The 25,134-nt window shown below is 57.9% G+C and carries 24 protein-coding genes; 9 read left to right on the forward strand and 15 right to left on the reverse strand.

Annotated features, from left to right (window positions below; translation table 11 throughout):
* Positions 1–19 precede the first annotated feature (19 nt).
* The 3 genes from CR254_RS08880 to CR254_RS08890 form a co-directional block, all read right to left on the reverse strand.
* Positions 20–1,051: a YeiH family protein gene (locus tag CR254_RS08880; protein ID WP_097929484.1), complete on the reverse strand. Its 1,032-nt coding sequence runs from the start codon at positions 1,049–1,051 to the stop codon at positions 20–22.
* Positions 1,052–1,134: 83 nt separating this feature from the next.
* The gene (locus CR254_RS08885; protein ID WP_097929306.1) at positions 1,135–2,313 is read right to left on the reverse strand and encodes a UxaA family hydrolase; all 1,179 of its coding nucleotides are present in this window, start codon (positions 2,311–2,313) and stop codon (positions 1,135–1,137) included.
* 11 nt (positions 2,314–2,324) lie between these two features.
* Entirely contained in the window at positions 2,325–2,612 is a 288-nt protein-coding gene (locus CR254_RS08890; protein WP_097929307.1) for a UxaA family hydrolase, read from the reverse strand.
* Positions 2,613–2,693: 81 nt separating this feature from the next.
* Here CR254_RS08890 and CR254_RS08895 point away from each other — a divergent pair, with 81 nt between their 5' ends.
* From CR254_RS08895 to CR254_RS08910, 4 genes are read left to right on the forward strand one after another with little or no spacing between them, the layout of a single operon-like run.
* The gene (locus CR254_RS08895; protein ID WP_180955946.1) at positions 2,694–3,398 is read left to right on the forward strand and encodes a GntR family transcriptional regulator; all 705 of its coding nucleotides are present in this window, start codon (positions 2,694–2,696) and stop codon (positions 3,396–3,398) included.
* Positions 3,399–3,453: 55 nt separating this feature from the next.
* Entirely contained in the window at positions 3,454–4,605 is a 1,152-nt protein-coding gene (locus CR254_RS08900) for a trans-sulfuration enzyme family protein (protein WP_097929486.1), read from the forward strand.
* Positions 4,602–5,798 carry a cytochrome P450 gene (locus tag CR254_RS08905; protein WP_342744478.1) on the forward strand — a complete coding sequence of 399 codons (1,197 nt, stop codon included), beginning with the start codon at positions 4,602–4,604 and terminating at the stop codon, positions 5,796–5,798. The genes CR254_RS08900 and CR254_RS08905 overlap by 4 nt, the downstream gene beginning before the upstream one ends.
* Before the next feature lie 59 nt (positions 5,799–5,857).
* On the forward strand, positions 5,858–7,507 hold the full coding sequence (locus CR254_RS08910) for an ABC transporter substrate-binding protein (protein WP_097929487.1): 1,650 nt from the start codon (positions 5,858–5,860) through the stop codon (positions 7,505–7,507).
* On the opposite strand, the gene CR254_RS08915 is transcribed toward CR254_RS08910, so the two are convergent.
* The 4 genes from CR254_RS08915 to metF all read right to left on the reverse strand — a co-directional run bounded on the left by CR254_RS08915 (position 7,504) and on the right by metF (position 10,921).
* On the reverse strand, positions 7,504–8,250 hold the full coding sequence (locus tag CR254_RS08915) for an RlmE family RNA methyltransferase (protein WP_180955947.1): 747 nt from the start codon (positions 8,248–8,250) through the stop codon (positions 7,504–7,506). The two genes, CR254_RS08910 and CR254_RS08915, sit on opposite strands and share 4 nt — an antisense overlap.
* On the reverse strand, positions 8,243–9,379 hold the full coding sequence (locus tag CR254_RS08920) for a Ppx/GppA phosphatase family protein (protein ID WP_097929489.1): 1,137 nt from the start codon (positions 9,377–9,379) through the stop codon (positions 8,243–8,245). Before CR254_RS08920 ends, CR254_RS08915 begins: the two co-directional genes overlap by 8 nt.
* A gap of 254 nt (positions 9,380–9,633) precedes the next feature.
* Positions 9,634–9,996, reverse strand: coding sequence for a DUF1304 domain-containing protein (locus tag CR254_RS08925; RefSeq protein ID WP_097929490.1), 363 nt, complete (start codon positions 9,994–9,996; stop codon positions 9,634–9,636).
* Between the two features lie 52 nt (positions 9,997–10,048).
* Positions 10,049–10,921, reverse strand: coding sequence for a methylenetetrahydrofolate reductase [NAD(P)H] (gene metF, locus CR254_RS08930; protein WP_097929491.1), 873 nt, complete (start codon positions 10,919–10,921; stop codon positions 10,049–10,051).
* A 210-nt stretch (positions 10,922–11,131) separates the two neighbouring features.
* Between metF and CR254_RS08935 the strand changes: the two genes are divergently transcribed.
* The 3 genes from CR254_RS08935 to CR254_RS08945 are packed head-to-tail and all read left to right on the forward strand — an operon-like array spanning position 11,132 to position 13,379.
* A complete protein-coding gene (locus tag CR254_RS08935; RefSeq protein ID WP_097929492.1) occupies positions 11,132–11,428 on the forward strand; it encodes a virulence factor in 297 nt (98 codons plus the stop codon).
* A 51-nt stretch (positions 11,429–11,479) separates the two neighbouring features.
* Positions 11,480–12,403: a methylenetetrahydrofolate reductase gene (locus tag CR254_RS08940; protein ID WP_097929493.1), complete on the forward strand. Its 924-nt coding sequence runs from the start codon at positions 11,480–11,482 to the stop codon at positions 12,401–12,403.
* Between the two features lie 19 nt (positions 12,404–12,422).
* Positions 12,423–13,379: a methyltetrahydrofolate cobalamin methyltransferase gene (locus CR254_RS08945; RefSeq protein WP_097929494.1), complete on the forward strand. Its 957-nt coding sequence runs from the start codon at positions 12,423–12,425 to the stop codon at positions 13,377–13,379.
* 46 nt (positions 13,380–13,425) lie between these two features.
* On the opposite strand, the gene CR254_RS08950 is transcribed toward CR254_RS08945, so the two are convergent.
* Complete coding sequence (locus tag CR254_RS08950; protein ID WP_097929495.1) at positions 13,426–14,073, reverse strand: hypothetical protein; 648 nt, start codon at positions 14,071–14,073, stop codon at positions 13,426–13,428.
* A gap of 211 nt (positions 14,074–14,284) precedes the next feature.
* On the opposite strand from CR254_RS08950, the gene CR254_RS08955 reads away from it, so the two are divergent.
* On the forward strand, positions 14,285–16,312 hold the full coding sequence (locus tag CR254_RS08955) for an ASKHA domain-containing protein (RefSeq protein WP_097929496.1): 2,028 nt from the start codon (positions 14,285–14,287) through the stop codon (positions 16,310–16,312).
* 239 nt (positions 16,313–16,551) lie between these two features.
* Entirely contained in the window at positions 16,552–16,959 is a 408-nt protein-coding gene (locus CR254_RS08960) for an excalibur calcium-binding domain-containing protein (protein WP_245851525.1), read from the forward strand.
* Positions 16,960–17,151: 192 nt separating this feature from the next.
* Here the strand turns inward: CR254_RS08960 and CR254_RS08965 are convergent, their stop codons facing one another.
* From CR254_RS08965 to CR254_RS08995, 7 genes are all read right to left on the reverse strand, one after another.
* The gene (locus CR254_RS08965) at positions 17,152–18,264 is read right to left on the reverse strand and encodes a TauD/TfdA family dioxygenase (RefSeq protein WP_097929498.1); all 1,113 of its coding nucleotides are present in this window, start codon (positions 18,262–18,264) and stop codon (positions 17,152–17,154) included.
* Positions 18,265–18,495: 231 nt separating this feature from the next.
* Entirely contained in the window at positions 18,496–19,656 is a 1,161-nt protein-coding gene (locus CR254_RS08970; RefSeq protein ID WP_097929499.1) for an ABC transporter substrate-binding protein, read from the reverse strand.
* Positions 19,657–19,703: 47 nt separating this feature from the next.
* Positions 19,704–21,503: an AMP-dependent synthetase/ligase gene (locus CR254_RS08975; protein WP_097929500.1), complete on the reverse strand. Its 1,800-nt coding sequence runs from the start codon at positions 21,501–21,503 to the stop codon at positions 19,704–19,706.
* Positions 21,494–22,279 carry an ABC transporter ATP-binding protein gene (locus CR254_RS08980; protein WP_097929501.1) on the reverse strand — a complete coding sequence of 262 codons (786 nt, stop codon included), beginning with the start codon at positions 22,277–22,279 and terminating at the stop codon, positions 21,494–21,496. The genes CR254_RS08975 and CR254_RS08980 overlap by 10 nt, the downstream gene beginning before the upstream one ends.
* Positions 22,276–23,040 carry an ABC transporter ATP-binding protein gene (locus CR254_RS08985; protein ID WP_097929502.1) on the reverse strand — a complete coding sequence of 255 codons (765 nt, stop codon included), beginning with the start codon at positions 23,038–23,040 and terminating at the stop codon, positions 22,276–22,278. The genes CR254_RS08980 and CR254_RS08985 overlap by 4 nt, the downstream gene beginning before the upstream one ends.
* Positions 23,037–24,134 carry a branched-chain amino acid ABC transporter permease gene (locus CR254_RS08990; RefSeq protein WP_097929503.1) on the reverse strand — a complete coding sequence of 366 codons (1,098 nt, stop codon included), beginning with the start codon at positions 24,132–24,134 and terminating at the stop codon, positions 23,037–23,039. Before CR254_RS08990 ends, CR254_RS08985 begins: the two co-directional genes overlap by 4 nt.
* Positions 24,135–24,137: 3 nt before the next feature.
* Complete coding sequence (locus tag CR254_RS08995) at positions 24,138–25,016, reverse strand: branched-chain amino acid ABC transporter permease (protein WP_097929504.1); 879 nt, start codon at positions 25,014–25,016, stop codon at positions 24,138–24,140.
* Positions 25,017–25,134 lie beyond the last annotated feature (118 nt).

A 25,134-nucleotide genomic window follows, 5' to 3' on the forward strand; every position in this document is an offset into this window, starting at 1 on the left:
AATGTGGCGGCCCAAACCCTTAGATAGCGCCGATCATCATCAGACCAACCCATGTGAAGGTCGCCAGAAACACCGTTTCCACCACCAGCAGCAGCGCGGCGACTTTACCAACCTTCAACAAATCTTTGGGTATGGTTTTCAGGCCAACAGCCGCAATCGCCACGAGCAACAATGTGCGCGATGCATCGGCGGCCAGTGTGGTGACTGCCTCGGGCAAGGTGACCAGTGAATTCAGCGTGGCCAGCACGATAAAACCGATCAGAAAGAACGGCACGATCGGCTGGCTGGCCCCCATGGTTTCAGCGCCTGCGCCCATCTTGCTGCGTACAACCAACGCGATCACAACCACAACGGGGGCCAGCATGGCAACACGGATCAGCTTGACGAGGGTCGCCGTTTCACCCGCCGTTTCGGATACGGAAAAGCCGGCACCCACAACCTGTGCCACATCGTGGATCGTTGCCCCCAGATAGATGCCAATGGTGGTATCGGTCGGCGCAACAAAGGAGCCGAGGATCGGGTAGATGATCATGGCAAGCGTGGACAGGATAGTCACGCCAACCACGGTAAATACCAGTTGATCCTGCGAGTTTTTATCCTGCGGCAGCACCGCCGCAATGGCCAGCGCCGCAGACGCCCCACAAATCGCCACTGAGCCTGAGGACAACACAGCAAAGCGCGGGCCAAAGCCAAAGAAACGCGCGATAAACATACCAAATGCAATTGTTGCGAAAACGCCGCCTACGACCATAATCACAACGGGCCAGCCCAGATCCAACGCCATGTCAAAGCTGATGCGCAGGCCCAGCAAGGCCACGCCAATGCGTAAAACCGTACGCGCGCCAAAGGCGATGCCTGGTGCGCAGCGCACATCATCGGACAGAAAATTCAATGCAATGCCCAGCAGCAATGCCAACAACATGGACGGTGCGCCGTAATGCTCGGAGATAAATAGGCTTGCGAGCGCTACCGTGCTTGCCAGAACAAGGCCCGGTGCAACGGCGCGTCCCAGTGCAAATCCGGCGGTTATACGAGTGGCCAGCGCAGTCATGGCTAATCCTTGATGATGGGGGAATGTATTTTTAAATGGAAAGGCGGCGCGCAAAATATGCGCGCCGCCTTAATGCAATAAATTTAAGCTGAGCGGTATAGCTTGGTCATAACGAATTCGCGGTGGCCGAGGGCTTCTGCGGCTGTTGCGCGTCCGTTTGCGGTGCGGCGGATCATGTCGATCAGGGCGTCGCCGGCCTGGTCGATGGTCTGCTCGCGGGTCAGTACGCCTGTGACGTCCAGATCGATATGCTCGGACATGGTGCGCAGGGTGCGCGGGTTGCCCGAGATTTTGATGACCGGAACGATCGGGTTGCCGACCACGTTGCCTTGCCCAGTTGGGAAGGTGTGGATGACGTAGCCCGCAGCCGCCATCAGTGTGATGCATTCCGCAGCAGCCGAGGACGTGTCCATGAAGTACAGGCCGTTGCCCTTTTCAGGTGCTTCGGCTGCATCCAGCGCGTCGATATAGGTACATTCGCGGCCGATCTTCTCCAGATTGCCGAGCGCTTTTTCCTCGATCGTGGTCAGACCACCCAGGATGTTGCCCTTGGTCGGCTGGCTGTCGGACAGATCGTCGGTCTGGTGTGCGAAGATCACGTCGTCGGAATAGGCCTTGAAGATCTTCATGAACTTCTCGGCTGCTTCTGGCGTTGCGGCACGCTTTTCACAGATATGCTCGGCGCCGGTGATTTCGGATGTCTCACCGAACACGCCGTACAGGCCGTGGGGGATCAGCTTGTCGTACATGTTGCCGACGGTCGGGCATGAGGACAGGCCGGTTGTCGTGTCGGATTCACCGCATTTGGTCGAAACCCACAGATCGGTGATCGGGCATTCTTCCTTTTGCAGCTCGGACGCCCAGTGGACGAATTCCTTGGCTTTCCACGACGCGGCGCGGATCGTCTCGAAATCACCCTTCTGCTCGATGGAGAATTCGGCAACAGGCTTACCGGTTTTGCGGATGCCGTCGGCGATAACCTTGGTCCACTCCGGCTCAATCCCGATCACGACCACAGCGGCCACGTTGGGGTTGGAACCTGTGCCGATCATCGTGCGGAAGTGCAGGTCAAGATCCGCGCCGAATTGCAGGCGGCCATAGGCGTGCGGCAGGGCCAGCGTGCCTTTGACGTTATTCGAGACGGCCTCACATGCCGCATTCGAGATATCGTCAACCGGCAGGATCACCACGTTGTTACGAACACCGACGCGGCCGTTTTCACGACGCCACGCCATTACAGTCTGATTTGCTGAATCGAGCATGATCGGTCTCCTTACCAACGCTTGGTTTTGCAGTTTTGGGTATGAACGTGGCCGCCGATTTCGGCAGGGCCAACCATCTTGCCGATATCTTCGCCGTATTTCATGACGGTATCGCCCTCGACCAGATCCTTCAGAGCGACCTTATGGCCGATCGGAATGTCCGCCTTAACAGTCAGCGTGAAGTCGGAATTGTCATGGGTGACAACGCACAGCATCTCGGTGCCCGCCGTCAGACCCTCAACAACTACAACACCGACATTGTCAGCCCGGTCATGGACCAGAAGATGTGGATGAGACATGGATGTTCCTCACATTCAGGTTTGTGTTTTCATTAAGTCTTATATAAGATGTCTTATAGAAGAGTTGCAAGAGATTTTCAGATGCCAAAACCACTCTACCTTCAAATTCGTGAGACATTGCTGGCCCGCATGGCCGACGGAACATTCCGCCCCGGGCAGCCGCTACCCTCGGAATTTGCACTGGCAAAGGAGCTGGACGTTAGCCAGGGAACAGTTCGTAAGGCACTGGACACGCTTGCAAATGATAATTTGGTTATGCGTCGTCAGGGGCTTGGCACCTTTGTTCCCGAAACAACAACCGAACGCGCCCTATTCCAGTTTTTCCGCCTAACCGGCACCAATGGGGAAAGCCTGATACCCGAGCCGGTAAGCGAGGAAATTTCACGTCGTCCTGCACCGAAACGTATTGCACAGCGCCTTGAAATTTCGACCTCGGCACCTGCTGTGCGAATCCGGCGGGTGCGCGCGCTGAACGGTGTGACCTCCACGTTGGAGGACGTTTGGCTGGACCCGAAACACCTGCCCCTGCCTGCGGACGGGCAACCATTGCCCAACGCGCTCTACACCCATTACCAGCGCAGTTATTCCGTCTCTATCGTGCGGGCCGAGGATTTCATCAGTGCCGTCGCAGCCCCCGATCACGTGGCTGAGGCGATTGGCATTCCGGTCGGTGGTCCGGTCCTGTTGGTGCGCCGCGATGCGTTCGATCTGTCGGGCCGTTTGGCCGAAACCCGTGAGAGTTATTTCAGAACGGACGGTTTTGGGTATTCCGTAACACTCAGGTGATTGCACCCCTTTGCGCCCTACGTAATAACACGGGTGACATATTTAGGAGTGCCCAATGAAGAAGCCCAGCCAACTCAGCCTTTCACCGGCCACACGCACCGCTCAGGCCCTGCACTTCATCAATCCGGTGCATGGCGCCGTTGTGCCGGGGATTGAGCCGGCCTCGACCTTTGCCCGCGATGGCGACTACATGCCCATCGGCAACGCGGTTTACGCCCGCGATGGCGGCCCGACCGTTGAACATGCGGAGGCGATCCTCGCTGATCTGGACGGGGCTGCGTCCTCACTGCTGTTCACCTCGGGGATGAGCGCAGCCGTCGCCCTGTTCGAAACGCTGGAGGCGGGCGATCACGTCACCTGCCCCATCGTCGGCTACCACGGCACCATTGGCTGGCTGCACCGCTTGGTTGAAAAGCGGGGGGTCAAGGCGACCTTCTACGACGCGACGCAAGACGGCGCGCTGGCGGCGGCAATCACCCCCGATACGAAAATCGTGTGGATCGAAACGCCGACCAACCCCAATTGGGACATCACCGACATTGCAGAGGCAGCGGAGCTAGCCCACGCCGCCGGAGCAAAACTGGCCGTGGATTGCACCGTTGCCTCGCCCTGTACCACACAGGCGCTAGAACTGGGCGCGGATATCGCCTTTCACTCAGCCACCAAATATATGAACGGCCACTCCGACATTACTGGTGGCGTGCTGTCCCTGTCCGAAACAGGTCCCTTTGCGGATGAGCTGCGGATGATCCGCACCTTGCAGGGCACCGTTATGGCCGCGTTCGAGGCGTGGTTGCTAATCCGTGGCCTGCGCACCCTGCATCTGCGGTTTGAGCGTGCGAGCGAGAGCGCGATGGCAATTGCCAAGCATTTCGAAAACCACCCCAAACTGTCCGCCGTGCTGTTCCCCGGCCTGCCCTCGCATCCTGGCCACGCAATTGCGGCGCGGCAAATGACCAACGGCTTTGGCGGAATGCTGTCGCTGGTCGCCCTCAGCCGTGAGGCAGCGCACCACGTCGCGACCCACACACAGGTCTTTATTCCTGCCACCTCGCTGGGGGGAGTCGAGAGCCTGATCGAGCACCGCATCGCGGTTGAAGGGCCGCATAGCGTCGTCGCGCCCGAGCTGCTGCGCCTGTCCATCGGCATCGAGTCCGTTTCCGACCTGATCGCGGATCTGGAGCAAGCGCTGGAGAACGCACCATGAGCCTGCCGACCTTCTCCCAATCCCCGCTTGATCCGGCCTTTGTTCAGAACCCGTATCCAGCATATGACACCCTGCGCGCCGCCGGTCCGCTGGTCATGTGGGACGAGCTTTCGATGCCCGTCGCCGCCGGTCACGAGCAGGTAAACGCCCTGCTGCGCGACCGACGCTTTGGCCGCGAAAACCCGTTTCCGGTTGAGGTTCCACCCCATGTCGCACCGTTCTACGACATCGACCGGTTGTCCCTGCTGGACCGTGAACCGCCCGAGCATACGCGCCTGCGCCGCCTGATTACCCGCGCCTTTACCCCGCGCACGGTCGAGGGAATGTCTCCTGATATCTTCAGCCTTACCAATCAACTAATCGACGATCTTCAACCGGGAGACGACCTGCTCGCCAAGTTTTGCGAACGTTTGCCCGTCATCGTCATCTGCCGCCTATTGGGCGTGCCAGAGGATCGCGCCGACGACCTGCTGCGGTGGTCGCATGACATGGTTGCGATGTATCAAATCCGCCGTGATCGCGCGATTGAGGATGCAGCCGTTGCCGCCACCAATGCGTTCCGCGCGTTTCTGGAAACCTATCTGGCCGAACGCCGTGCGGCACCACGTGACGACCTGATCAGCGCCCTGATCGCGGCGGAGGAAGGCGGCGAAAAGCTCTCCGCTGATGAACTGATCGCGACCTGCATCCTGCTGCTGAATGCGGGGCATGAGGCGACAGTCCACGCGCTTGGCAACGGGATCAAGACGCTAACCGAAACCGGCCAATGGCACGCCCACGATCCCGCCAAACTGACCGAGGAAATCCTGCGCCACGACCCGCCCCTACACCTGTTCTCGCGCTATGCGATGCAGGACGTGGAGGTGTTCGGCCATCACTTTGCCAAGGGGGAACAGGTCGGCCTGCTGCTGGCCGCTGCAAATTGTGATCCCGCCGTCTGGACCGATCCCACCCGCTTTGACGCGACCCGCGAACCGGGTCCGCAACTGGCGCTTGGCGCGGGTCTGCATTTCTGTGTGGGCGGGCCGCTGGCACGGTTGGAAATCTCCATCGCGCTGCCAATCCTGATCGCACGTCTGCCGGACCTGACATTGACCGAGGAACCCACATTTACTGATCGCTGGCACTTCCACGGGCTGCACCGGTTGATCGCAACATTCACCACTAAAAAACCCGCAATGACGGGCATTTGATAGCAATCGCGGCTGGTGGGCATGCTACCCTGCTCACCAGCCGTCAGGAAGGACACGACATGCCAGCGCCCCGCACCGCCCAGCCGTCGCTTCACCCCCGTGCCAAACAATTGGCGCGTGAGGAGAGACTGGGCACGTTATCGCGGCGGGAATTTCTGGCAACAGCAACCGCATTGGGTGTCAGCGGCGCAGCGGCCTATGGCCTGATCGGTGCCACACCAATGGCGGCACAGCCCCGCACTGGCCGGATGGGCGGCACATTGCGCGCCGCGATGAACGTCATGAAAATGGACGATCCGCGCTTGTTTGACTGGCCTGATATGGGCAATCTAGGTCGGCAAGTGCTGGAAACCCTTGTCCGTTACAGCAACGACATGACCTTCCAACCCATGCTGCTGGACAGTTGGCAGGCGAACGAGGACGCAACCCGCTACGTCCTGCATATTCGCGAGGGGGTGCTGTGGTCTGACGGCTCCACCTTTGACGCGCAGGATGTCGCCCACAATATCCGCCGCTGGTGCGACCGCAACGCAGCAGGCAATTCAATGGCGGCGCGCATGGGCACGCTGATTGATCCCGACACCAACCAGCTGGCCGATGGAGTGATGCGGGTTGAGGACGCCTATACCATCACGCTGACCCTGCCCCGCCCTGATATCACGCTGATCCCGGGCATGTCCGACTATCCCGCGCTGATCGTGCACCGGTCCTTTGACGGGTCCGTCCCGTTGAGCGAGGGCGCGATAGGCACCGGCCCCTTCCGCCTGATCGAGCTGGCGGTGGGCCATCACGCGACCTTTGAAAAACGCGATCCCGCCACCTATTGGGGGCAGGAAGTATACCTAGACCGGATCGAGATGCGCGATTACGGCGCCGACAAAACTGCGCAGCTTGAGGGCTTCCTCGCCGGTGAGGTTGACGTAAACGATCAGACTCAGCACGAATTTGTTGAGCGTCTGGATCAGGCCGGTTTCGCCCGCACCCATATCGACACCGCCGCGACAATTGTCGCCCGCATGAATGTCACGCACCCGCCCTATGACAACAAGATCGTGCGCAACGCCCTGCAACTGGCCGTCAATAATGCAATCGTGCTGGAGTTGGGACACGGAAATTACGGTACTCCGGCGGAGAACCACCACGTTGGGCCGATGCACCCTGAATATGCCGCGCTGCCCCGAATTGCCCCAAATCCCGACCGCGCCCGCGCTATGTTGGTGCAAGCGGGTCATCTGAACACCGAATTCGAGCTGATCTCAACCGATGGGGATTGGCGCACCATGACCTCTGACGCGATTGCCGCCCAGTTGATGGACGCAGGTATTCGGGTGAAACGGACGATCATTTCGGGCAATGCCTATGCGCAAAACTGGGCGAATTACCCGTTTTCCACGACGGACTGGAACCACCGTCCACTGGGCGTGCAAAACCTCGCGCTGGCCTATCGCAGTGGTGAGGCGTGGAACGAAACCGGCTATGCTGATGAGGAATTTGACGCGCTGCTCAACGCCGCTCTCGCCCTGCCCGATGCGGATCAGCGGCGGGTTATTATGGCCGGGGTGGAGCGTAAGTTGCAGGATTCTGGCGTTATCATCCAGCCCTATTGGCGGTCGGTTTTTGCCCATAGCGCGCAAAACGTGCACAATTATACGGTGCACCCCCTGCTGGAGATGCACCTGAATAACGTTTGGTTGGAGCCCGAGGCTTAACCCTCGCCCTGATCCGGGCGGCCCTTAAAGCCGGTGGCAATCACGAACTTCTCAGAGCTATCCGACCGCGAGGATGGCGGCTTAACGTGCATCGTCTTGGTGAAGTTTTTCTTGAGCATATTCAGCAGGTCGTTTTCGGCACCACCGGCCAGAACCTTGGCCACGAATGTGCCACCCTCGTCCAAAACGTCGATGGCGAAATAGGCCGCGGCCTCGCACAATGACATGATGCGCAGGTGGTCGGTCTGCTTATGTCCCGACGCACTGGCCGCCATGTCGGACATGACAACATCGGCCTGACCGCCCAGCCAGCCCTTCACCTTCTCATCTGCATCATCCTCGAGGAAATCAAGGACATGCAGTTCCGCACCGGGGATAGGGTCGATCATTTGCAAATCGATGCCCAGAACGGTGCCCTGCAATTTGGACTTCCGGTCGGCCAGCGCATTGACCCGCCGTACCGCAACCTGTGCCCAGCCGCCGGGCGCACTGCCCAGATCGACAACCCGTGCACCGGGGACGAGGAAGCGGAACTTATCGTCCAGCTCCAGAATCTTATATGCCGCACGCCCACGATACCCGTCACGGCGCGCCGCCACGACATAGGGGTCGTTCAACTGGCGTTCCAGCCATAGTTTCGAGCTGATCTTACGGCCCTTTGCGGTTTTCACCTTCACATGCAGGTCGCGCGTTCCGCGCCCTGAGGTGTTTCCGCCTGGTTTTTTCGCTGGCATGTTAGCCATCCTCCTGGGTGAGCACACCATCGGCGCTCATCATCGCGTAGAGCATCCCCTCGCGCAGTCCTCGGTCCGCCACGCTCAACCGATCAGTCGGCCAAATGCGCAACAAAGTTTGTAATATGGCAGAGCCGGAAATGACCAGATCCGCACGATCCAATCCAATTCCCAGCTTACCAATGCGGGTCTGGAACCCCTGTCCCAGAAAACCGTCAATCACGGTGTTAATCTCATCACCCGTCAGGCTCATCCCATCAACGGCGGTGCGATCATAACGGGTTAACCCCAGATGCGCCGCGCCAACGGTTGTGACGGTGCCGGATGTTCCTATCATCTGGAAACCCACGAGGTAGTCAGGAAGTTCCGCATCAATATAGGGCGTGAACTCCGCCATCTGCTCCTCGAAATACCAACTCATCAATGCAAAGCGGGATCGGCGATCCTCAACATCCGAAAACCGCTCATGCAATGTGGCCACGCCCAGCGGTACGCTGATCCAATCCACAACGCGCAAATGACCGGCAGCTAGGGCGATATCCGCCCCGCGCTTACGCGCCAATTGCAGCTTCATAATGGCGGCACGCCGCTCGGCTGGCGGCACATCGCCAATGTCCAGCCAGACCAGTTCGGTCGAGCCGCCGCCGATATCGATCACCAAAACCTGCGACGCGGATGGATCGACCAGCGGCGCGCAGGAAACGACAGCCAGTCGTGCTTCCTCCGCCGGATCGATCAGCTCCAGCTTCAAACCGGTCTGCCGCGTGACTTGTTTTAGAAACGCATCGCCATTTTCAGCCCGCCGACAGGCCTCCGTCGCGACCAGCCGGAACCGCTTTACACCGTGGCGGCGCAATTTTGTCGCGCAAACCTGTAATGCACCCAAGGTCCGCGCAATTGCCGCTTGGGAAAGCGATCCTGTGCGCTCTAACTCTTTGCCCAGCTTTACGGATTTTGAAAACGCATCAACAATGCGAAAGCTTGCCTCATGCGGGGCGGCGATCAGCATTCGGCAGGAATTTGTGCCCAGATCCAGCGCGGCATATAATGGCCGGTCACTGCCATGCGCAGCGCGACCCTTGCCGAAGCCCTTGCCGCGCGCGCCTTTGCGGTTGTGAGTGTGGCCTTGGGCGCGCATTTGAAGAGGTGCTCCATTTCTGATGCCACGCACAGAAACGCCGGACATTGACCTGATTTATCCCTTCACCGGTCCACCTGCAAGCCACGCCCAGCCGTTGCGTCACGGCATCTGCCGCTAAATGCACAAATTCTAGGCTAGGCAGTGCGCAATGCACCGCCCTGCACATCATTTTCCGGCAAGCAGCGCCTAAAACCGGAACTTTGCCGCGAATCTGGCAATCAAACGTTTTTGTGACCGCGCTGCATTATCACTCAACCAAACAGAACAGCGGCAATAGCTAAAACAGCTGGCACAGTTTGCACATAAGCGATGGAGCGTGACACAGTCGCCGCGCCATAAACGCCCGCAATGGTAACGCAACCAAGAAAGAACAGCGCAACATTACCCGCCCAATCCGCATCACCAATCAGCAGCGACCAAATCAAACCCGCTGCGAGGAACGCATTATACAGCCCCTGATTTGCCGCCATCGGTTTGGTCTGCGCGAATAGGCCCTTGGGAAAGCTGCGAAATACCTTTGGCCCTCGCGATTCCCACGCAAACATTTCAAACCAGCAGATATACAAATGCAGCACCGCGATGATCGCGATCAGGACAATGGCAAGCGTGGGCATGGGATCACCTTCGGTTAACAGGCGTCACCCATACACCGCGAAAACCCTTATGTCAGGCAGTTCCGCCAACAACACCCTGCATCGCAATCGGCTCAATCCCGATGGCCGTGCAGATGTCAAAGGTCAGATCGGGGTTGTTTAGCGTGTAGAAGTGCAAGTGATCCACGCCCTGCGCCATCATCTCGGAACATTGCTCCGCCGCGATTGAAACGCTCAACAAATGCGCCTCGGCGTCGGTTTCTACGTTGCCGAATGCCTGATCCATCCACGCCGGAACGGCTGCGGCGCAACGGCCCGCGAAATTCTTCATCTTGGCGAAATTCTCAACGGGCAGGATGCCGGGGACGATTGGCGCGGTAATGCCCGCCTTTGCCGCCGCATCGCGGAAGCGAAAGAACGTGTCCGTGTCGAAGCAGAACTGCGTGATCGCATCGGTCGCGCCAGCGTCCAGCTTACGCTTCAGGTTATCGATGTCGGTTTCCAGCGTCGTCGCCTCTGGATGCTTCTCGGGATAGGCCGCAACGGAGATATCGCGGAACCCTTCCTCGCGCAGCGCCCCGACCAGTTCAGCCGCGCTGACGAAACCATCGGGATGTGGCTCGAACTTATCCGCGCCCTTTGGGGCATCACCGCGCAGCGCAACAATACGGCGCACGCCTTGCTTGGCGAAACCGCGAGCAACCTCCAGCGTTTCGTCACGCGTGGCGCCAACACAGGTCAGGTGGCCCGCAACGTTCAGCCGCGCACGCTCACGAATGGTGGAAATCGCCGCCAGCGTCCGCGCACGGGTTGTACCGCCCGCACCATAAGTCACGGAGACGAAATTGGGCGCCAAGGGTGCCAGCCGCTCAACCGAAGTCCACAGCCGCAGGTTTGCCGCAGGCGACATGGGCGGAAAAAACTCGAAGGACAGTGTCGGACGCATTTTCAATTTCCTCGTGAACACACCAGTTGCCCTCTGAACTAAGGCACTATATGCGACGCAACAAGATGAAAAAGCGACCAGCGCTGTTTTCCGACAGCTTCCGATGCATATCTATGTCGGGAATGACGCATTCTAGGTCGCGCCAATGCACACCACCGGTGCCGTGCACGCTATCACGGTTATACGGATCAGAAACAAGGACGCCCCCCAATGCCCGATGTGACCATAGTTTACTGGCGCGACATTCCTGCGCAGGTCATCGTTGGCAAAGGGCGTCGCGCCGCCAAGGTACAACTGCCCGAACGTTTCGAGCAGGCAATCGACCGCGCCGCGATGAAAACGGGCGCCGCCTCCACGGATGACTACCTTGCCGATTGGCGCAAGGCGGACCCCTACGTGGTTGACGGTGAGCAGGCCGAAATCGCAGCGGCCGAGGCAGCGCGCCTCGACGCTGAATACGACAAGGACCGCATCCTGACCCTGATCGCAAATGGAGGTCGGGCCTGACAGCCCGCCATGGTGATGCGGGCCTGACGCCCTGCTTTGGTGGAGAAGACAATGAGCAACATCCTCTCGTTCATGCGGCGCAAACCGGCCAGTACCGCCGGTGACCCCTCAATCGCGTCGTTTCTGAACGGCTTCTCGATCGAGGTAATGCCCCGTACAGCGGAAAAGATCGAAGATTTCCGCGCCATTTTGCCCCAATCCACCCGCGTCTATATCGCCCATATTGACGGCACCCCGATCGAGGACATGGTCGCCACCGCCGCGCGCCTAACCGATCAGGGCTTTACCGCCATGCCGCACTTCCCGGCGCGCATCATCGCGGACAAGGCAACGCTGGCCGAATGGATCAGCCGCTATGCAGATATCGGCGTTAATCAGGGATTGTTGATTGCCGGCGGCGTGACCGAGCCGCGCGGCGATTTCCACTGCTCGATGGATCTGCTGGAAACCGGCCTGTTCGATGCAGCCGGCTTTGATCGCCTGCATGTCGGTGGTCATCCCGAGGGCAACAAGGATATCGACCCCGACGGCTCCGACCGCAACGTGATGGATGCCCTGCGGTGGAAGCAGAAATTCTCGGACCGTACCGACGCTAAAATGGCCGTCGCAACCCAGTTCTGTTTCGAGGCCCAGCCCGTCATCGAATGGGCCGACCGCTTGCAAGCGGAGGGCATCGACCTGCCGATCCATATCGGCGTCGCGGGTCCGGCCAAGCTGCAAACCCTCATCAAATTCTCGCTGGCCTGTGGCGTTGGCGCGTCGCTGCGCGTGCTGCAACGCCGCGCGGCGGACCTGACAAAACTGGTTCTGCCCTTTACACCGGATGAGTTTCTCGCCGATCTGGCGCGGCACAAGGCGACGCATCCGGGCTTCGGCGTTGAAAGCGTCCACCTATTCCCGCTTGGCGGCATCAAAAAGACCGCCGAGTATACCGACCTGCACGGCCAACCGGCTGCGCACGTCGCAAACGCATAACTTTAAGGAATTCCTCCAAATGACCAGAACCATTGTCGAATCCAAGACGAAGACAACGATCATCGGCTTCGACCAGCCGTTCTGTGTGATCGGTGAGCGGATCAACCCCACAGGCCGCAAAAAACTGGCTGCCGAATTGGAGGCTGGCGATTTCACCACCGTTGAGCGTGACGCGCTGGAGCAAGTGGCCTGTGGCGCAACCATGCTGGACGTGAATTCCGGCGCGGTTTTCACCAACAAAATGGCCGAGGATGCACGCTACGCCGACAACAACTTTGTTGAGCCGATGCTGATGCCAGAACTGATCCGCCGCGTGCAGGCGCTGGTCGATGTGCCACTGTGCATCGACAGCTCGGTCCCCGGCGCGCTTGAGGCTGGGTTGGAGGCCTGCGAGGGTCGCCCCCTGCTGAACTCCGTCACCGGCGAGGAGGAGCGGCTGGAACTGGTTCTGCCATTGGTTAAGAAATATAACGTCCCTGTCGTGGCGATTTCCAACGACGATACCGGCATCTCCGAGGACCCCGATGTCCGCTTCGCCGTGGCCAAGAAAATCGTCGAGCGTGCAGCCGATTTCGGCATCCCCGCCCATGACATCGTGGTTGACCCGCTGGTCATGCCAATCGGTGCAATGGGCACGGCTGGCCTGCAAGTTTTCGCGCTGGTTCGCCGTTTGCGTGAGGAGCTGGGCGTCAACACCACTTGCGGCGCGTCCAACGTCTCGTTCGGCCTGCCCAACCGCCACGGGATCAACGCGGCGTTCCTGCCCATGGCCATCGCGTCGGGCATGACCTCCGCCATTATGAACCCCGTGCGCCCGCAGGAAATGGAGGCGATCCGCGCCGCCAACTTCCTGATGAACAACGACGCGCACGGCTCCGAATGGATCCGCGCCAACAAACCGGTCCTAGCCGAGGGCGAAGCCGAAGCAGGCGCCCGCGGCCGCCGCGCAGGTGGCCGCCGCCGTCGGCCAGCGTAAGATACATTAGGCGCGGCCCTGCGGGGCTGCGCCATCTATGGGCTATTCACTCTGCACTGCGATCGAGCAATCCACATCGATCCTTGATAGCATCAACTAACAGCAAGCATATATGCGTAAAGCCCAATACGGCGTCTCGATAATCATCAGGACTACTGTTTTTTTCCGTCCCACCGAACGCCATTTTGACTTTTAGCCCTACACCCTCCACAGTCTCTCTATCATAAATCTGTGCGTAGACTCTCTTCATGTGGAAATCTGAAAGGTGCACCGCTCCTGAAGAATTTTTGTAAACATGATCAATCCATGACCCAAGTGGTTTGATCTGTTTCATCAACCATGCATCAGTAGCCTTCTCGTTTTGATTGCGAAGCTTCATTTGATTAATCCGCTCACCATCAAAAACCTTTTTGGCAAAAATTTCTGCATCCATTCCATCGGTATCTTCAGCCCAAAAAAGTGCGTAAAATCTCGCCAAAGTATCTAGATTCAGCCTCAATATCGTCGTTAAAATCTGCTCATTACTAACTTCAACAGAATGCTGAAACGCCTCTATTAACGATAACGTTCTGCGTATGGCAGCTAAGATAAATAATTTCTCAAATTCAATATTATCGCCCAATTTGGCAACAGCTTCGGCGCAAATCCTTAAATCTCCGACTACGCTATCAATTTTTGGATAATTATCGGCCATTTACCCACCTCCAAATTGGGACACAATATACACCACCTATTTCATCAAACTATATTCGATGAAGAAATAATCTCATTCCTTGGTATAAAGCTTAGGCTGCACCCTTGCGGCCTCCAATGTCGCAATTCCCCCGCCCTGCGACGGCTTGCACCTTTCACAGCCCTCGCTGCTGGCATATCAAGGCATTACGTGCAGCAAAGGCGCCCCTGATATGTCCCAGAATGATCCACTCGTAATCTTCACGCCCTCTGGTAAGCGGGGGCATTTCCCCAATGGAACGAAGGTGCTGGACGCGGCGCGCCAGCTTGGCGTTGACCTCGACTCTGTGTGCGGCGGACGGGGCATCTGCTCGAAATGTCAGGTGCAGCCGTCCTTTGGGGATTTCTCCAAGCACGGGATTACCTCGCAGCCCGACGCGCTCAGCGATTGGAACGCGGTTGAGGAGCGGTACAAATCCATTCGCGGCCTGATCGACGGTCGCCGTCTGGGCTGTCAGGCGCAGGTCAATGGCGATGTTGTCATCGACGTCCCCCCTGAAAGCCAAGTGCACAAACAGGTCGTCCGTAAATCCGCCGATACGCGTGAGATCGTGCTCGACCCTGCCACCCGCCTTTACTACGTTGAGGTTGAGGAGCCGGATATGCACGAACCCTCCGGCGATCTGGAGCGGTTGAGCAAGGCATTGGCCGAACAATGGAACCTGCCCAACACCACCTCCGACCTGCGGATCATGCAACACCTGCAACCTGCGCTGCGGCAGGGTAAATGGAAGGTCACAGTCGCCGTTTATCAGGGCAAGGGCCTGGGCGAGGCGCGCATCATTCACGTCTGGCCGGGCTATTACGAGGGCACGATTTACGGCCTCGCCATCGACCTCGGCTCAACCACTATCGCGGCGCATCTATGCGATCTGCAAACCGGCAAAGTGCTGACCTCCTCGGGCATCATGAACCCGCAAATCCGCTTTGGTGAGGATTTGATGAGCCGCGTCAGCTATTCCATGATGAATCCCGGCGGCGCGGCCGAGATGACAACCGCCGTGCGCACCGCGCTGCAAGCTTTGGTTAACACCGTCGCCGCAGAGGCGATCATTGACCCTGCCCTGATTGTTGAGGCTGTCTTCGTCGCCAACCCCGTCATGCACCACCTGCTGCTGGGCATTGATCCGGTTGAGCTGGGGCAAGCTCCCTTCGCGCTGGCCACTTCCGACAGTATGACCCTGTGGGCGTCCGAGCTCGACCTGACCATGCATCCCTCGGCCAGCATTTACATCCTGCCCTGCATCGCGGGCCATGTGGGCGCAGACGCCGCCGCCGTTGCATTATCCGAAGCTCCGAACCGGTCCGAGGACCTCGTCCTGATCGTGGATGTCGGCACCAACGCGGAAATCCTGCTGGGGAACAAGCATAAGGTTCTCGCCTGCTCGTCCCCCACCGGTCCCGCATTTGAGGGCGCACAAATCTCATCCGGCCAACGCGCCGCCCCCGGTGCAATCGAGCGAGTGGAGATTAACCCCGTGACCAAGGAACCCCGCTTCCGCGTGATCGGCTCCGAAAAATGGTCGGATGAGGACGGCTTCACCGAGGAAGCCGGAACCATCACCGGCATCTGCGGTTCCGGCATTATCGAGGCGATTGCAGAAATGCGGATGGCGGGCCTCGTCGATCCTAGCGGCTTGATCGGCTCTGCCGCGCAAACCGGCACAGAACGCTGTATGCCCAATGGCCGCACCCATGAATATGTACTATTTGAGGGCGACGGAACCTCACCCCGCATCACCGTCACCAATGGCGACGTGCGCGCAATTCAGTTGGCCAAGGCAGCCCTCTATGCCGGTGCCCGCCTGCTGATGGACCAGATGGGCGTAGATGAAGTAGACCGCGTCGTGCTGGCCGGTGCCTTCGGCGCGCATATCTCGCCCAAACACGCCATGGTACTGGGCATGATCCCCGATTGTGATGTCGAGAAAGTAACCAGCGCCGGAAACGCCGCCGGAACCGGCGCCCGCATCGCCCTACTCAACGCCGCCGCCCGCCGCGAGGTCGAAAGCACCGTCCGCCAAATCGTAAAGGTTGAAACAGCCGTCGAGCCAAGATTCCAGGAACACTTCGTAGCCGCCAGCAACATCCCCCACGCAACAGACGCCTACGCAAAACTACGCGCGATTGCGCCACTGCCTGATGTAAGCTTCAACACAAATGGCGAGGAAGGCGGTCGGCGCAGACGTCGGCGGGGTTAGAGCCCAATGAAACCGCATACGCCCATTGATTTCATTTTTATATACTCCAATAATACCGAAACATTATTGGATTATATATGATGAAGTCAATTTATCCGGCACTTATATTATTGACGTCATGTAGTGCGATTTTAGAATCTCACACACCAACAGCCAGTTGGCCTGACATCACAACGCAATCATCTTCGACCCTATGTAGTGCCTATCGGAGCGAAGCTGTTCCAAATCGAACAAAATTGATGATTGAAACTGAGCTTGCTGCACGCAACCAAAGACAGTGTTTGGGAGCAAACTACGGTACTTACAGCGCTGCGAATATTGGGTTAGCACTTTATCCCCGACCCAACGCATCATATCCGACTTCACCCAGTGATCTTCGAAACTGTGATGATTTTTCCAGCGGCGCGCAGGCACAAAGTTTCTTTTTGGCCAATGGTGGACCCACAAGAGACCCCAACAATTTGGATAGCGACGGTGACGGCTTAGCATGTGAATGGGGTACGCAAGCCAGACAATTATCCACTTATCGTCCGCCAGAAATAACGCCAGTTCGACCAAGGTCCTCAAGCTCAAGATGTTACACCGGTCCAAGGGGTGGTCGTTATACAATAACTGCCAGCGGAAACCGAAACTATGGAGGGTGCTAGCAGGCAGTGAGCAAAAATATGCACGCTCTACATTTTTTTATTCACACATTACAAAAAGGGATTGATCGGTTTTCACCGACTTAAGGTGTATGGCTGTACCGACACCAACGCCAAATCTGCCAGCCAGAAAGCAGCCACATAGCAGCCGCTTTCCAGCCTGTTTTTGCATCAAGTATTCGAACCTAAGCAGCCCTAACCATTACTTGCCAGCAACCGTAGACGGGAGAAAAATTCGCCGCGATCCACGTAGCATCCATGCAGATGGCGGAAGCCCGTCGATGGGTCAAAAGAGTCCCGTCCGTGCAGCACGCGGCGGTTATCAAACACCACCATCTCGCCCGCTTTCAGCTTTAGCTCGACCCGATATTTCGCGTCCCGTGTCTTCGCCATATAGGCCCGATAGGCGCGGTAATATGCAGGCATAATCTCGGTCGGCATATCAAAAATGCCAGCCAAATGAGCATTATAGCGGATTTCAATGACCTCGCCGCCAGCACCAAGAGTGATGACCGGCCTATGCACCCGAATGTCCGCATCACCGTCATGGAACCGGAACGGAATAGACACCTCACACAGTAATCGGAACGCCTCCGGATCCTCCAACCGCAGATCCTCCGCCATCGCAAATCCATCCGCAAATAGCGATCCACCACCCGTCGCCTCATTCGCGAGGCAGTGCAAGAACTGATACCCCGGAGGAACCTCTTGATTGGGCAAATCAGTGTGCAACGGCAATGCAACGGATGTATACGCCAAGTTATTCGGATCAGGCTTGTTTATGACCTCAAATGTCGTTCCAAAGTTAGTCTGACGCAGAAAGCCAATTCGCTGAGCTATCTCAACACCTGCCTCAACTCTATCATCTAGATTCTCAACAATAGCTAAGCCCAAACTCGCAGTATCCATCATCCATGCGTTTAAGGCGCTATCTTCAGATAAAACTGGTGCCGCGGTATGACGGGGAACGCCCACCTTCCCTAAATCACCACGCCAAAGGTTGGCAGGAACATCACCAGCATCAAATTCACGCTGCCCAGGCCGATGTGTACTAAGCAACGCAACCGGCATATAGCTGATGTGACCATCATCATATTTTAGATCGACAATATTTTCATTGATCTCAGCTGAAATTAATTCTGGCTCATCTTCTAGTGCCAGCAAATCCAGCATGCGTTCTTGCGTTTCCGGATGCAGGCCCGAGGGGCAATTGTCGCGCAGCCATATCGTGGGAAATTGCGAGATAGCACCATCCGCCCACATCACGTCAAGCGTGGTGGAGCGGACCGTCAAGGATTGAACAGTCATTTAAAAACCTAATCGTTTCATATGTTTGGAACGTTGATTGCAGTCAATCAACGGTGGGGCGGCGGCCACCACTCCTGCGTTTTGCCATAGGGGGAACCGGCAGCGCGGCCCCCTAGCAAAGTATATGAAACGTCCTTTTTCATAGGCTGACATTATGGAGCCACCGCCCGCACAGCAAGCGTAGAAACGGCCCGCCATCAAGACGGGCCGCTGCAATGCCTTGTCCCGGGATCAATCTGTTTCGACAGTATCGACCAGAACCCAGCCGCCATCCTGAATCTGCGAGATGAAAATCTCAGTCGCACCCTCATGATCGCCCGGCCCCATCTGCATATGGTTTCCAGCGATCGGATCATCATAATCCAAGGTTTCCATCGCGGCGGTAAAGCTCTCCAATGTCAGATCAGGGCCCGCAATTTCGAGCGCGTTAACAAGAGCATGCGCCGCAGATTGCCCCAGCAAAGCACCTGTTCCCGGGAATTCTCCGGTGCGGTCCATCATCGTGGCGACCCATTCGGCAACCTCTGGCGTCTCCATGCGGGCCTCTAGATCCTGCCAACCTGCACCGGCATATAGTCCCTCAGTAATGCCGCCGGGCACCTTTGCAATTGCAGTGTGGAAACCGGCGGAGGACACGAGGAACCGGGCGTCGTCCCAGCCCATTTGCTTGGCCGTTGCGACAACCGTAATTGTCGGGCGGATGGTCAGCGCGACGGTGATCAACTCACACCCAGCCTCACGCAGACGGGCAAGCGCGCCGGTGAAATCACTCTCGTCAGGGCGGTGGGTGGTTTCGGCGGCGTAGTTCACGCCACGGGCTTCGGCCTCATCAACGGTCGCCTCATGGATTTCCTCACCGAAATCGGAGGGGATATACATGGAGCACACCGTCTCGATCCCCTGCCCCTCGATCAGAAATCCGGCGGCGGCGCGCACGCCATCATAATACGAAGCGGTCGCGGTGTAGCGCAACTCCTCCGGCCCCTCGATCATCTGACGTGCGGCTGTCAGCGGAAAGACCGACGGCACACCGTTCGGGTCCATCACACGAAACGCGGCGAGGTTATGCGGCGTGCCAAGGCTCAACAACATTGCGAACACATTGTCACGATTGACCAATTTGTTCGCGGCCTGCGCGGCGCGGGGCACCTGATAGCCGTGATCCTCAACGATATAGCGCAACTGACGTCCGTGGATGCCGCCTGCTGCATTCACCTCCTCAAACAATTGATTGACCGCCTCAACTGCCGGCACCGAAAACGCAGCAAATCCGCCTGACAAATCCTGATAGGCGCCGATAATGATCTCATCATCAGTAACACCGCGGGTTTGCGCATTTGCGCCAGAGGCAATTAAAGCTGTCGCCGCGAGGGCCGCAAAAGTTGTCTTCATTGTAGTTTCCTCCCATGGAAATGCGGGTTTTCCCGTCATTATGATTTTCAGTACATTTGATCGATCAAGGCCGCATGCTTCTTCTCGACAAAGCCTCGTTTCAGCTTCATCGTCGGGGTCAGCTCATCATCCTCTGCTGTCAGAAGGATATCGATCAACCGGAAATATTTGATCTGTTCGACCTGTGCGAAATCCTTGTTCACCTCGCGCACGACATCATTGATCAGGTCAACCACCTCATCCGCACGGGTGAGTGAGGCGAAATCTGAGAACGGCACCTGATGGTCCTGCGCAAATTTCTCGACGTTTTCCTGGTCGATCATAATCAGCACGGTCAGGTATTTACGGCGATCCCCGATCACCACAGCGTCGGAGATATAGGGGCTGAATTTCAGGCGGCTCTCAATCTCCGCCGGAGTGATATTTTTACCGCCGGCGGTGATGATGATATCCTTGACCCGCCCCGTTATGGTCATCGCACCATCATTGCCGATACGGCCAACATCACCGGTATGCAGCCAACCGTCGCGGATATCCTCGGCGGTTTTTTCAGGTTTTCTCCAGTAGCCCTTGAACACATTGGGACCGCGCAGACAGATTTCACCACTATCCGCGATGCGCAATTCTGTACCCGGCAAGGCGCATCCGACGGTGCCGATACGATTGTCCCCGATCACATTCACACTGGCCACACCGGCGGTTTCGGTCATGCCGTACCCCTCAAGCAGCGTCACGCCAAGCGCGCCGTACCAGCGGATCAGATCGGGCGAAATCGGTGCCGCGCCCGTGGTGGAGCGTCGGTTGCGGTCCATGCCGATCATCTGGCGAATATTGCGCAACACGAAGAAATCCCACAGCGGATGCAGCAATCCAGCCTTACCCTGCAAGGCCGCCGCACCGCTGGCCATGGCCTTGTCAAAGGCCCACCGACCAAATGGTGTTGCCTCAGATCGCAGGATCAAAACGCGGGAATAGATCTTCTCCCACAAACGCGGAACAGCAGTGAAAATGTGGGGCGACACCTCACGCAGATTGTCGAACACCGTGTCGGGGCTCTCCGCAAAATTAACGGTCGAGCCGATGCAGATCGGGTATTCCACGCTGACGATCCGCTCCAACACATGGCATAGCGGCAGGAAGCAAAGCTGCTCATCATTGGTATTGACCTCCAGCACTTGCTGGCCTGCCCACATCTGAAACAGCATGTTTTTATGAGAGATCATCGCCCCCTTGGGCGGGCCTGTCGTGCCGGACGTGTAGATCAGCATCCGTGTATCCTCGGCCTGCGAGGCATCAATGGCCACGCGGAACCGATTGGTCGCATCAGGCGCATTTTCACCGATCTGATACAGGTCCGACAGGAACATCACCTTGGGGTGAGAAAAATCGCGCAAGCCCTTGGGGTCGAACACAATCACCTTGATGATGGTGGGGACGCGGTCCTGTACCTCAAGGTATTTATCCAGCTGCTCGTCATTCTCAACAAACAGGAACGCAGAGCCGCTATCGTTGATCAGATACTCCAATTGCGAGGCGGAATCCGTCGTATAAACCCCGCTGGGAATACCCCCGGCCGCCGCAATGGCCAGATCGCAATACAGCCACTCCTTGTTATCCTCACTGAGGATACTGACCGGAGTGCCGCGCGTCAGACCCAGCTCGACAAGGCCCATGCCGATAGCCTGCGAGCGGTCATACCAGTCGGACCAGCTATAGGATTGCCATATGCCAAGGTCCTTTTCACGGTGGGCGGTGCTGGTACCACGCTCCGCGCATTTGGCCGCCCACAGTTTTACAACCGTATCATGCCCATCAATCAGCAATGGGTCCGGAACTGTCACCGCCATGTTTTCTTCCTTTTCCAACGCTTCTGATCGCGCTGGTTCGCGCCGTGACCCCCACCGAGGTAGAATTCCTGAATATCCTGGGAGGCGAGCAATTTATCCGCGTCATTGGCCATTACGATGCGGCCAATCTCCAGAACATAGCCGTAATCCGCAGTGTTCAGCGCGATCTGGGCGTTCTGCTCGACCAGCAGCATCGTGACGCCCTGCTCCTCGTTCAAGCGCCGTATGATGCCGAAGATCTCCTGCACCAGCAGCGGTGACAGGCCTAGGCTGGGTTCATCCAGCAGCATCAGCTTAGGGCGAGCCATCAGGCCGCGCCCAATCGCCAACATCTGCTGTTGTCCACCCGATAGCGTGCCCGCCTGTTGGGCGCGGCGTTCCTTAAGGATCGGGAAATACTGGTAGCACATCTCGATATCATCGCCGATTTCGCGGTCGCGGCGGGTATAGGCGCCTAGTTTGAGGTTCTCCTCAACGCTTAGAAACGGAAAGACCTCGCGCCCCTCGGGCACATGGGCAAGGCCGCGGCGCACCATTTGGTCGGGCTCTGATCCCTCAACCCGCTCACCCAAGAAGGTGACGGTGCCCTTTTCAGGGTCCAATGCGCCTGACACGGTTTTCATCAGCGTTGTTTTGCCAGCGCCATTCGCGCCAAGGATCGTGACGATCTTGCCCTGCGGCACGTCAATGGACACGCCGCGCAGGGCCATGATCGGGCCGTAAAACGTCTCGACGTTGCGGACTTCCATCACATTCGGAGGTGTTTGAGCGGTCATGCGGCTGTCCCCAAATAGGCTTCGATCACGCGGGGGTCGGACTGCACCTCGGCCGAGGTTCCCAGTGCCAGCGGTTTGCCCTCCACCACGGCCAGAACGCGGTCGGATACAGCGGAAACCAGGCTCATGTCATGCTCGACCATCAGCACGGTCAGGCCGAGGTCCTTTTTCATATCCTCGATCCAGAACGCCATATCCGCCGTTTCCTCAACCGATAGGCCAGAGGCGGGTTCGTCCAGCAGGATCAGGCGTGGATCGCTGGCCAGTGCACGGGCAATCTCCACCACCTTGCGCACGCCATAGGGCAGACCCGCGATCATCTTGTCGCGATAGGCGGCAAGGTCGAGGAAGTCGATAATCTCCTCCACCGCGTGACGGGCCTCACGTTCATTCGCGCGGGACCGTGGCAGATGCAAAACATCCTCGATCCAACTGGCGCGCCGCTTTGTATGACCACCCACCAACAGGTTTTGCAGCACGGTGGAATGGTCAAACAGCTCGATATTCTGGAAGGTCCGGGCGATGCCCAACTCCGCAATATTGTGGGCGGGTGTTCGGGTAATATCCTGTCCGTCAAACACGATTTTGCCGTGGGTCGGCTGATAGAACCGGCTGATAAGGTTAAAGATCGTGGATTTTCCCGCACCGTTTGGTCCGACGATAGTGAACACCTCACCCGCCTGCACGTCAAAGGAAATGCCGTCCACTGCCTTTACCCCACCGAAATGGATGGCGAGGTTCTCGACGCTTAGCAAGCTCATCGCATCCGCTCCGTTTTGAGGTAGGATTTCGAGCGGCGGAACATGTCGCGCCGCGCCAGTGGGAATAGTTGCCACTGCGTTTTGATCTTCATGTAGAAACCGTAAATCCCCAACGGCTCATAGATCACCATGGCGATGATGATCACCGCAAATACTGTGGTATCCAGCCCCGGATAGGCAGAGATATCGATCCCCACTGACCCTTGCAGAAAGTCCCTCGCGATGGCGATAAATTGCGGCATCAGTCCAACGACAACCGCCCCGAAAAACGCGCCGTGGATCGATCCGAGACCACCAATCACCACCAACAGGACAAGGTTGATCGACAGCAGTACGAGGAAGCTTTCGTAATTCACGACCTGCACGAAATGGGCGTATAACGCCCCTGCAATTCCGGTTACGGCGCAGGACAGGCCAAAGGCCAGCGCTTTGGTCCGCGTGACATTCACGCCAAGCGCACGGGCCGAAACCTCACTATCGCGCACCGCCAGAAAGGACCGTCCCGTGGCCGAGCGCAACAGGTTCGCATAGCCCAGCAGTACGATCACAACCACGCTCAGACACATCCAGTAGAACAGGTTGGGCGAGCCGTAGCGATCAACCGATGTTCCCAGCACATCAACCGGCGGTGCAAACACGCCACCAACGCCGCCGGTAAACGGCTCGGCTATGATCGCGATATCCTCAATGATGATGCTCAACGCTAGGGTAGCGATGGCCAGATAGATGCCCGACAGCCGCAGGATCGGCAGCGCGATAATCGCCCCCACCAGCCCCGTAAACACGGCCGACAATGGCAGGGCCAGCAGGAACGACATGCCCTGCTCCATAAACCACAGGTTCGAGAATGCGCCGATCGCCATAAACGCCGCGTGGCCCAGGCTGATCTGACCCGTATGTCCGGCAAGGATCATCAGGCCCATACCCGCGATGCAATAGATCAGCACCAGCGTGACCTCGCCCAGAAAATAGGCGCTAACCAGAGCAGGTAACGCGATCATCACAGCCAGCAGAACCGCGTATTTCGCCATGCGCCGCCAATCCTCGAACAGGCGGATATCTTCGTCATAGCTGCGTTTGAAGTGGATACGCATGGCCTACACCTTCTTCTGCGCGATTTGCGCGAACAGCCCGCCGGGGCGCAGGATCAGAACCAGCAGCATCAGGGCATATGGCGCGATTTGTGAGTAACCGGATGGCGCATAGCGTGCCGCGACCTGCTCGATCACGCCGATCAGCAATCCGCCCAGCAGGGCACCGGGTAGGCTGCCGAAACCGCCGATAACCGCGGCCGCAAATGCCTTGATCCCGAACAGCAATCCGACGGATGGTTCTACCGCCCCCTTGGCCGCGAACAGAACGCCGGCAATTGCGGACACCACGCCCGACAGGCCCCAAACGATGGAGTTCACCCGCTTGACCGGTATGCCCATATAATATGCCGCCATCTGGTTTTGCGAGGATGCCTGCATCGCCACGCCCAACCGCGTGCGCCCGAAAAACAGCCATAGCGTAAAGGTCAGTGCGCCGGTTGCCAGAATGATAATCAGGTCCGCCACAGCCAAGGTCAGGCTGCCCAACCGCAGGATCTCCCCGGCGAACGGTGTTTCCAGGCTGACCGGATCATAGCCCCAGAATGTCCCCGCCGCGAAACGCAGGATGAACCCCAGCGCGATGGTCAGGATCACCATAGCGAATTGCGGCTGTCCGAAAATGGCGCGCAGCACAAACCGGTCCAGAGCATAGGCCAGCGCTCCAAGGCATAGCGACGCCGCTATCAGCCCAAGTAGAAACGGCAGATCCGCGCGGTCCCCGTTAATAAAGGCAATGCCTAGAAATGCGCCGAGCATCAACATATCGCCCTGCGCGAAATTGACCGCCTCAGACGCCTTGTAAATCAGCACGAAACCGAGGGCCACGAGACCGTAAATACAGCCGTTCGCAACACCGCCGATAAGCAGTTGCAGCGCATCCATATTGCGCAATCCTCCCCTGTTGGGGTCCGGTCGTTAATCGCCGTGACCTCCGTCGGATCAGCATGGCGCAGCTATATGAGTTTGCAAGAGATATGGAACCTGACGTTAGGGAACGATT

The sequence above is a fragment of the Pontivivens marinum genome, from assembly GCF_900231835.1.
Classification (GTDB): Bacteria; Pseudomonadota; Alphaproteobacteria; order Rhodobacterales; family Rhodobacteraceae; genus Pontivivens; species Pontivivens marinum.

Excerpts from the sequence above, each read along its gene's own strand:
- CR254_RS08880 (WP_097929484.1), bottom strand. The coding sequence starts at position 1,051 with ATGACTGCGCTGGCCACTCGTATAACCGCCGGATTTGCACTGGGACGC.
- CR254_RS08885 (WP_097929306.1), bottom strand. The coding sequence starts at position 2,313 with ATGCTCGATTCAGCAAATCAGACTGTAATGGCGTGGCGTCGTGAAAAC.
- CR254_RS08890 (WP_097929307.1), bottom strand. The coding sequence starts at position 2,612 with ATGTCTCATCCACATCTTCTGGTCCATGACCGGGCTGACAATGTCGGT.
- CR254_RS08895 (WP_180955946.1), top strand. The coding sequence starts at position 2,694 with ATGCCAAAACCACTCTACCTTCAAATTCGTGAGACATTGCTGGCCCGC.
- CR254_RS08900 (WP_097929486.1), top strand. The coding sequence starts at position 3,454 with ATGAAGAAGCCCAGCCAACTCAGCCTTTCACCGGCCACACGCACCGCT.
- CR254_RS08905 (WP_342744478.1), top strand. The coding sequence starts at position 4,602 with ATGAGCCTGCCGACCTTCTCCCAATCCCCGCTTGATCCGGCCTTTGTT.
- CR254_RS08910 (WP_097929487.1), top strand. The coding sequence starts at position 5,858 with ATGCCAGCGCCCCGCACCGCCCAGCCGTCGCTTCACCCCCGTGCCAAA.
- CR254_RS08915 (WP_180955947.1), bottom strand. The coding sequence starts at position 8,250 with ATGGCTAACATGCCAGCGAAAAAACCAGGCGGAAACACCTCAGGGCGC.
- CR254_RS08920 (WP_097929489.1), bottom strand. The coding sequence starts at position 9,379 with ATGCGCGCCCAAGGCCACACTCACAACCGCAAAGGCGCGCGCGGCAAG.
- CR254_RS08925 (WP_097929490.1), bottom strand. The coding sequence starts at position 9,996 with ATGCCCACGCTTGCCATTGTCCTGATCGCGATCATCGCGGTGCTGCAT.
- metF (WP_097929491.1), bottom strand. The coding sequence starts at position 10,921 with ATGCGTCCGACACTGTCCTTCGAGTTTTTTCCGCCCATGTCGCCTGCG.
- CR254_RS08935 (WP_097929492.1), top strand. The coding sequence starts at position 11,132 with ATGCCCGATGTGACCATAGTTTACTGGCGCGACATTCCTGCGCAGGTC.
- CR254_RS08940 (WP_097929493.1), top strand. The coding sequence starts at position 11,480 with ATGAGCAACATCCTCTCGTTCATGCGGCGCAAACCGGCCAGTACCGCC.
- CR254_RS08945 (WP_097929494.1), top strand. The coding sequence starts at position 12,423 with ATGACCAGAACCATTGTCGAATCCAAGACGAAGACAACGATCATCGGC.
- CR254_RS08950 (WP_097929495.1), bottom strand. The coding sequence starts at position 14,073 with ATGGCCGATAATTATCCAAAAATTGATAGCGTAGTCGGAGATTTAAGG.
- CR254_RS08955 (WP_097929496.1), top strand. The coding sequence starts at position 14,285 with ATGTCCCAGAATGATCCACTCGTAATCTTCACGCCCTCTGGTAAGCGG.
- CR254_RS08960 (WP_245851525.1), top strand. The coding sequence starts at position 16,552 with ATGATTGAAACTGAGCTTGCTGCACGCAACCAAAGACAGTGTTTGGGA.
- CR254_RS08965 (WP_097929498.1), bottom strand. The coding sequence starts at position 18,264 with ATGACTGTTCAATCCTTGACGGTCCGCTCCACCACGCTTGACGTGATG.
- CR254_RS08970 (WP_097929499.1), bottom strand. The coding sequence starts at position 19,656 with ATGAAGACAACTTTTGCGGCCCTCGCGGCGACAGCTTTAATTGCCTCT.
- CR254_RS08975 (WP_097929500.1), bottom strand. The coding sequence starts at position 21,503 with ATGGCGGTGACAGTTCCGGACCCATTGCTGATTGATGGGCATGATACG.
- CR254_RS08980 (WP_097929501.1), bottom strand. The coding sequence starts at position 22,279 with ATGACCGCTCAAACACCTCCGAATGTGATGGAAGTCCGCAACGTCGAG.
- CR254_RS08985 (WP_097929502.1), bottom strand. The coding sequence starts at position 23,040 with ATGAGCTTGCTAAGCGTCGAGAACCTCGCCATCCATTTCGGTGGGGTA.
- CR254_RS08990 (WP_097929503.1), bottom strand. The coding sequence starts at position 24,134 with ATGCGTATCCACTTCAAACGCAGCTATGACGAAGATATCCGCCTGTTC.
- CR254_RS08995 (WP_097929504.1), bottom strand. The coding sequence starts at position 25,016 with ATGGATGCGCTGCAACTGCTTATCGGCGGTGTTGCGAACGGCTGTATT.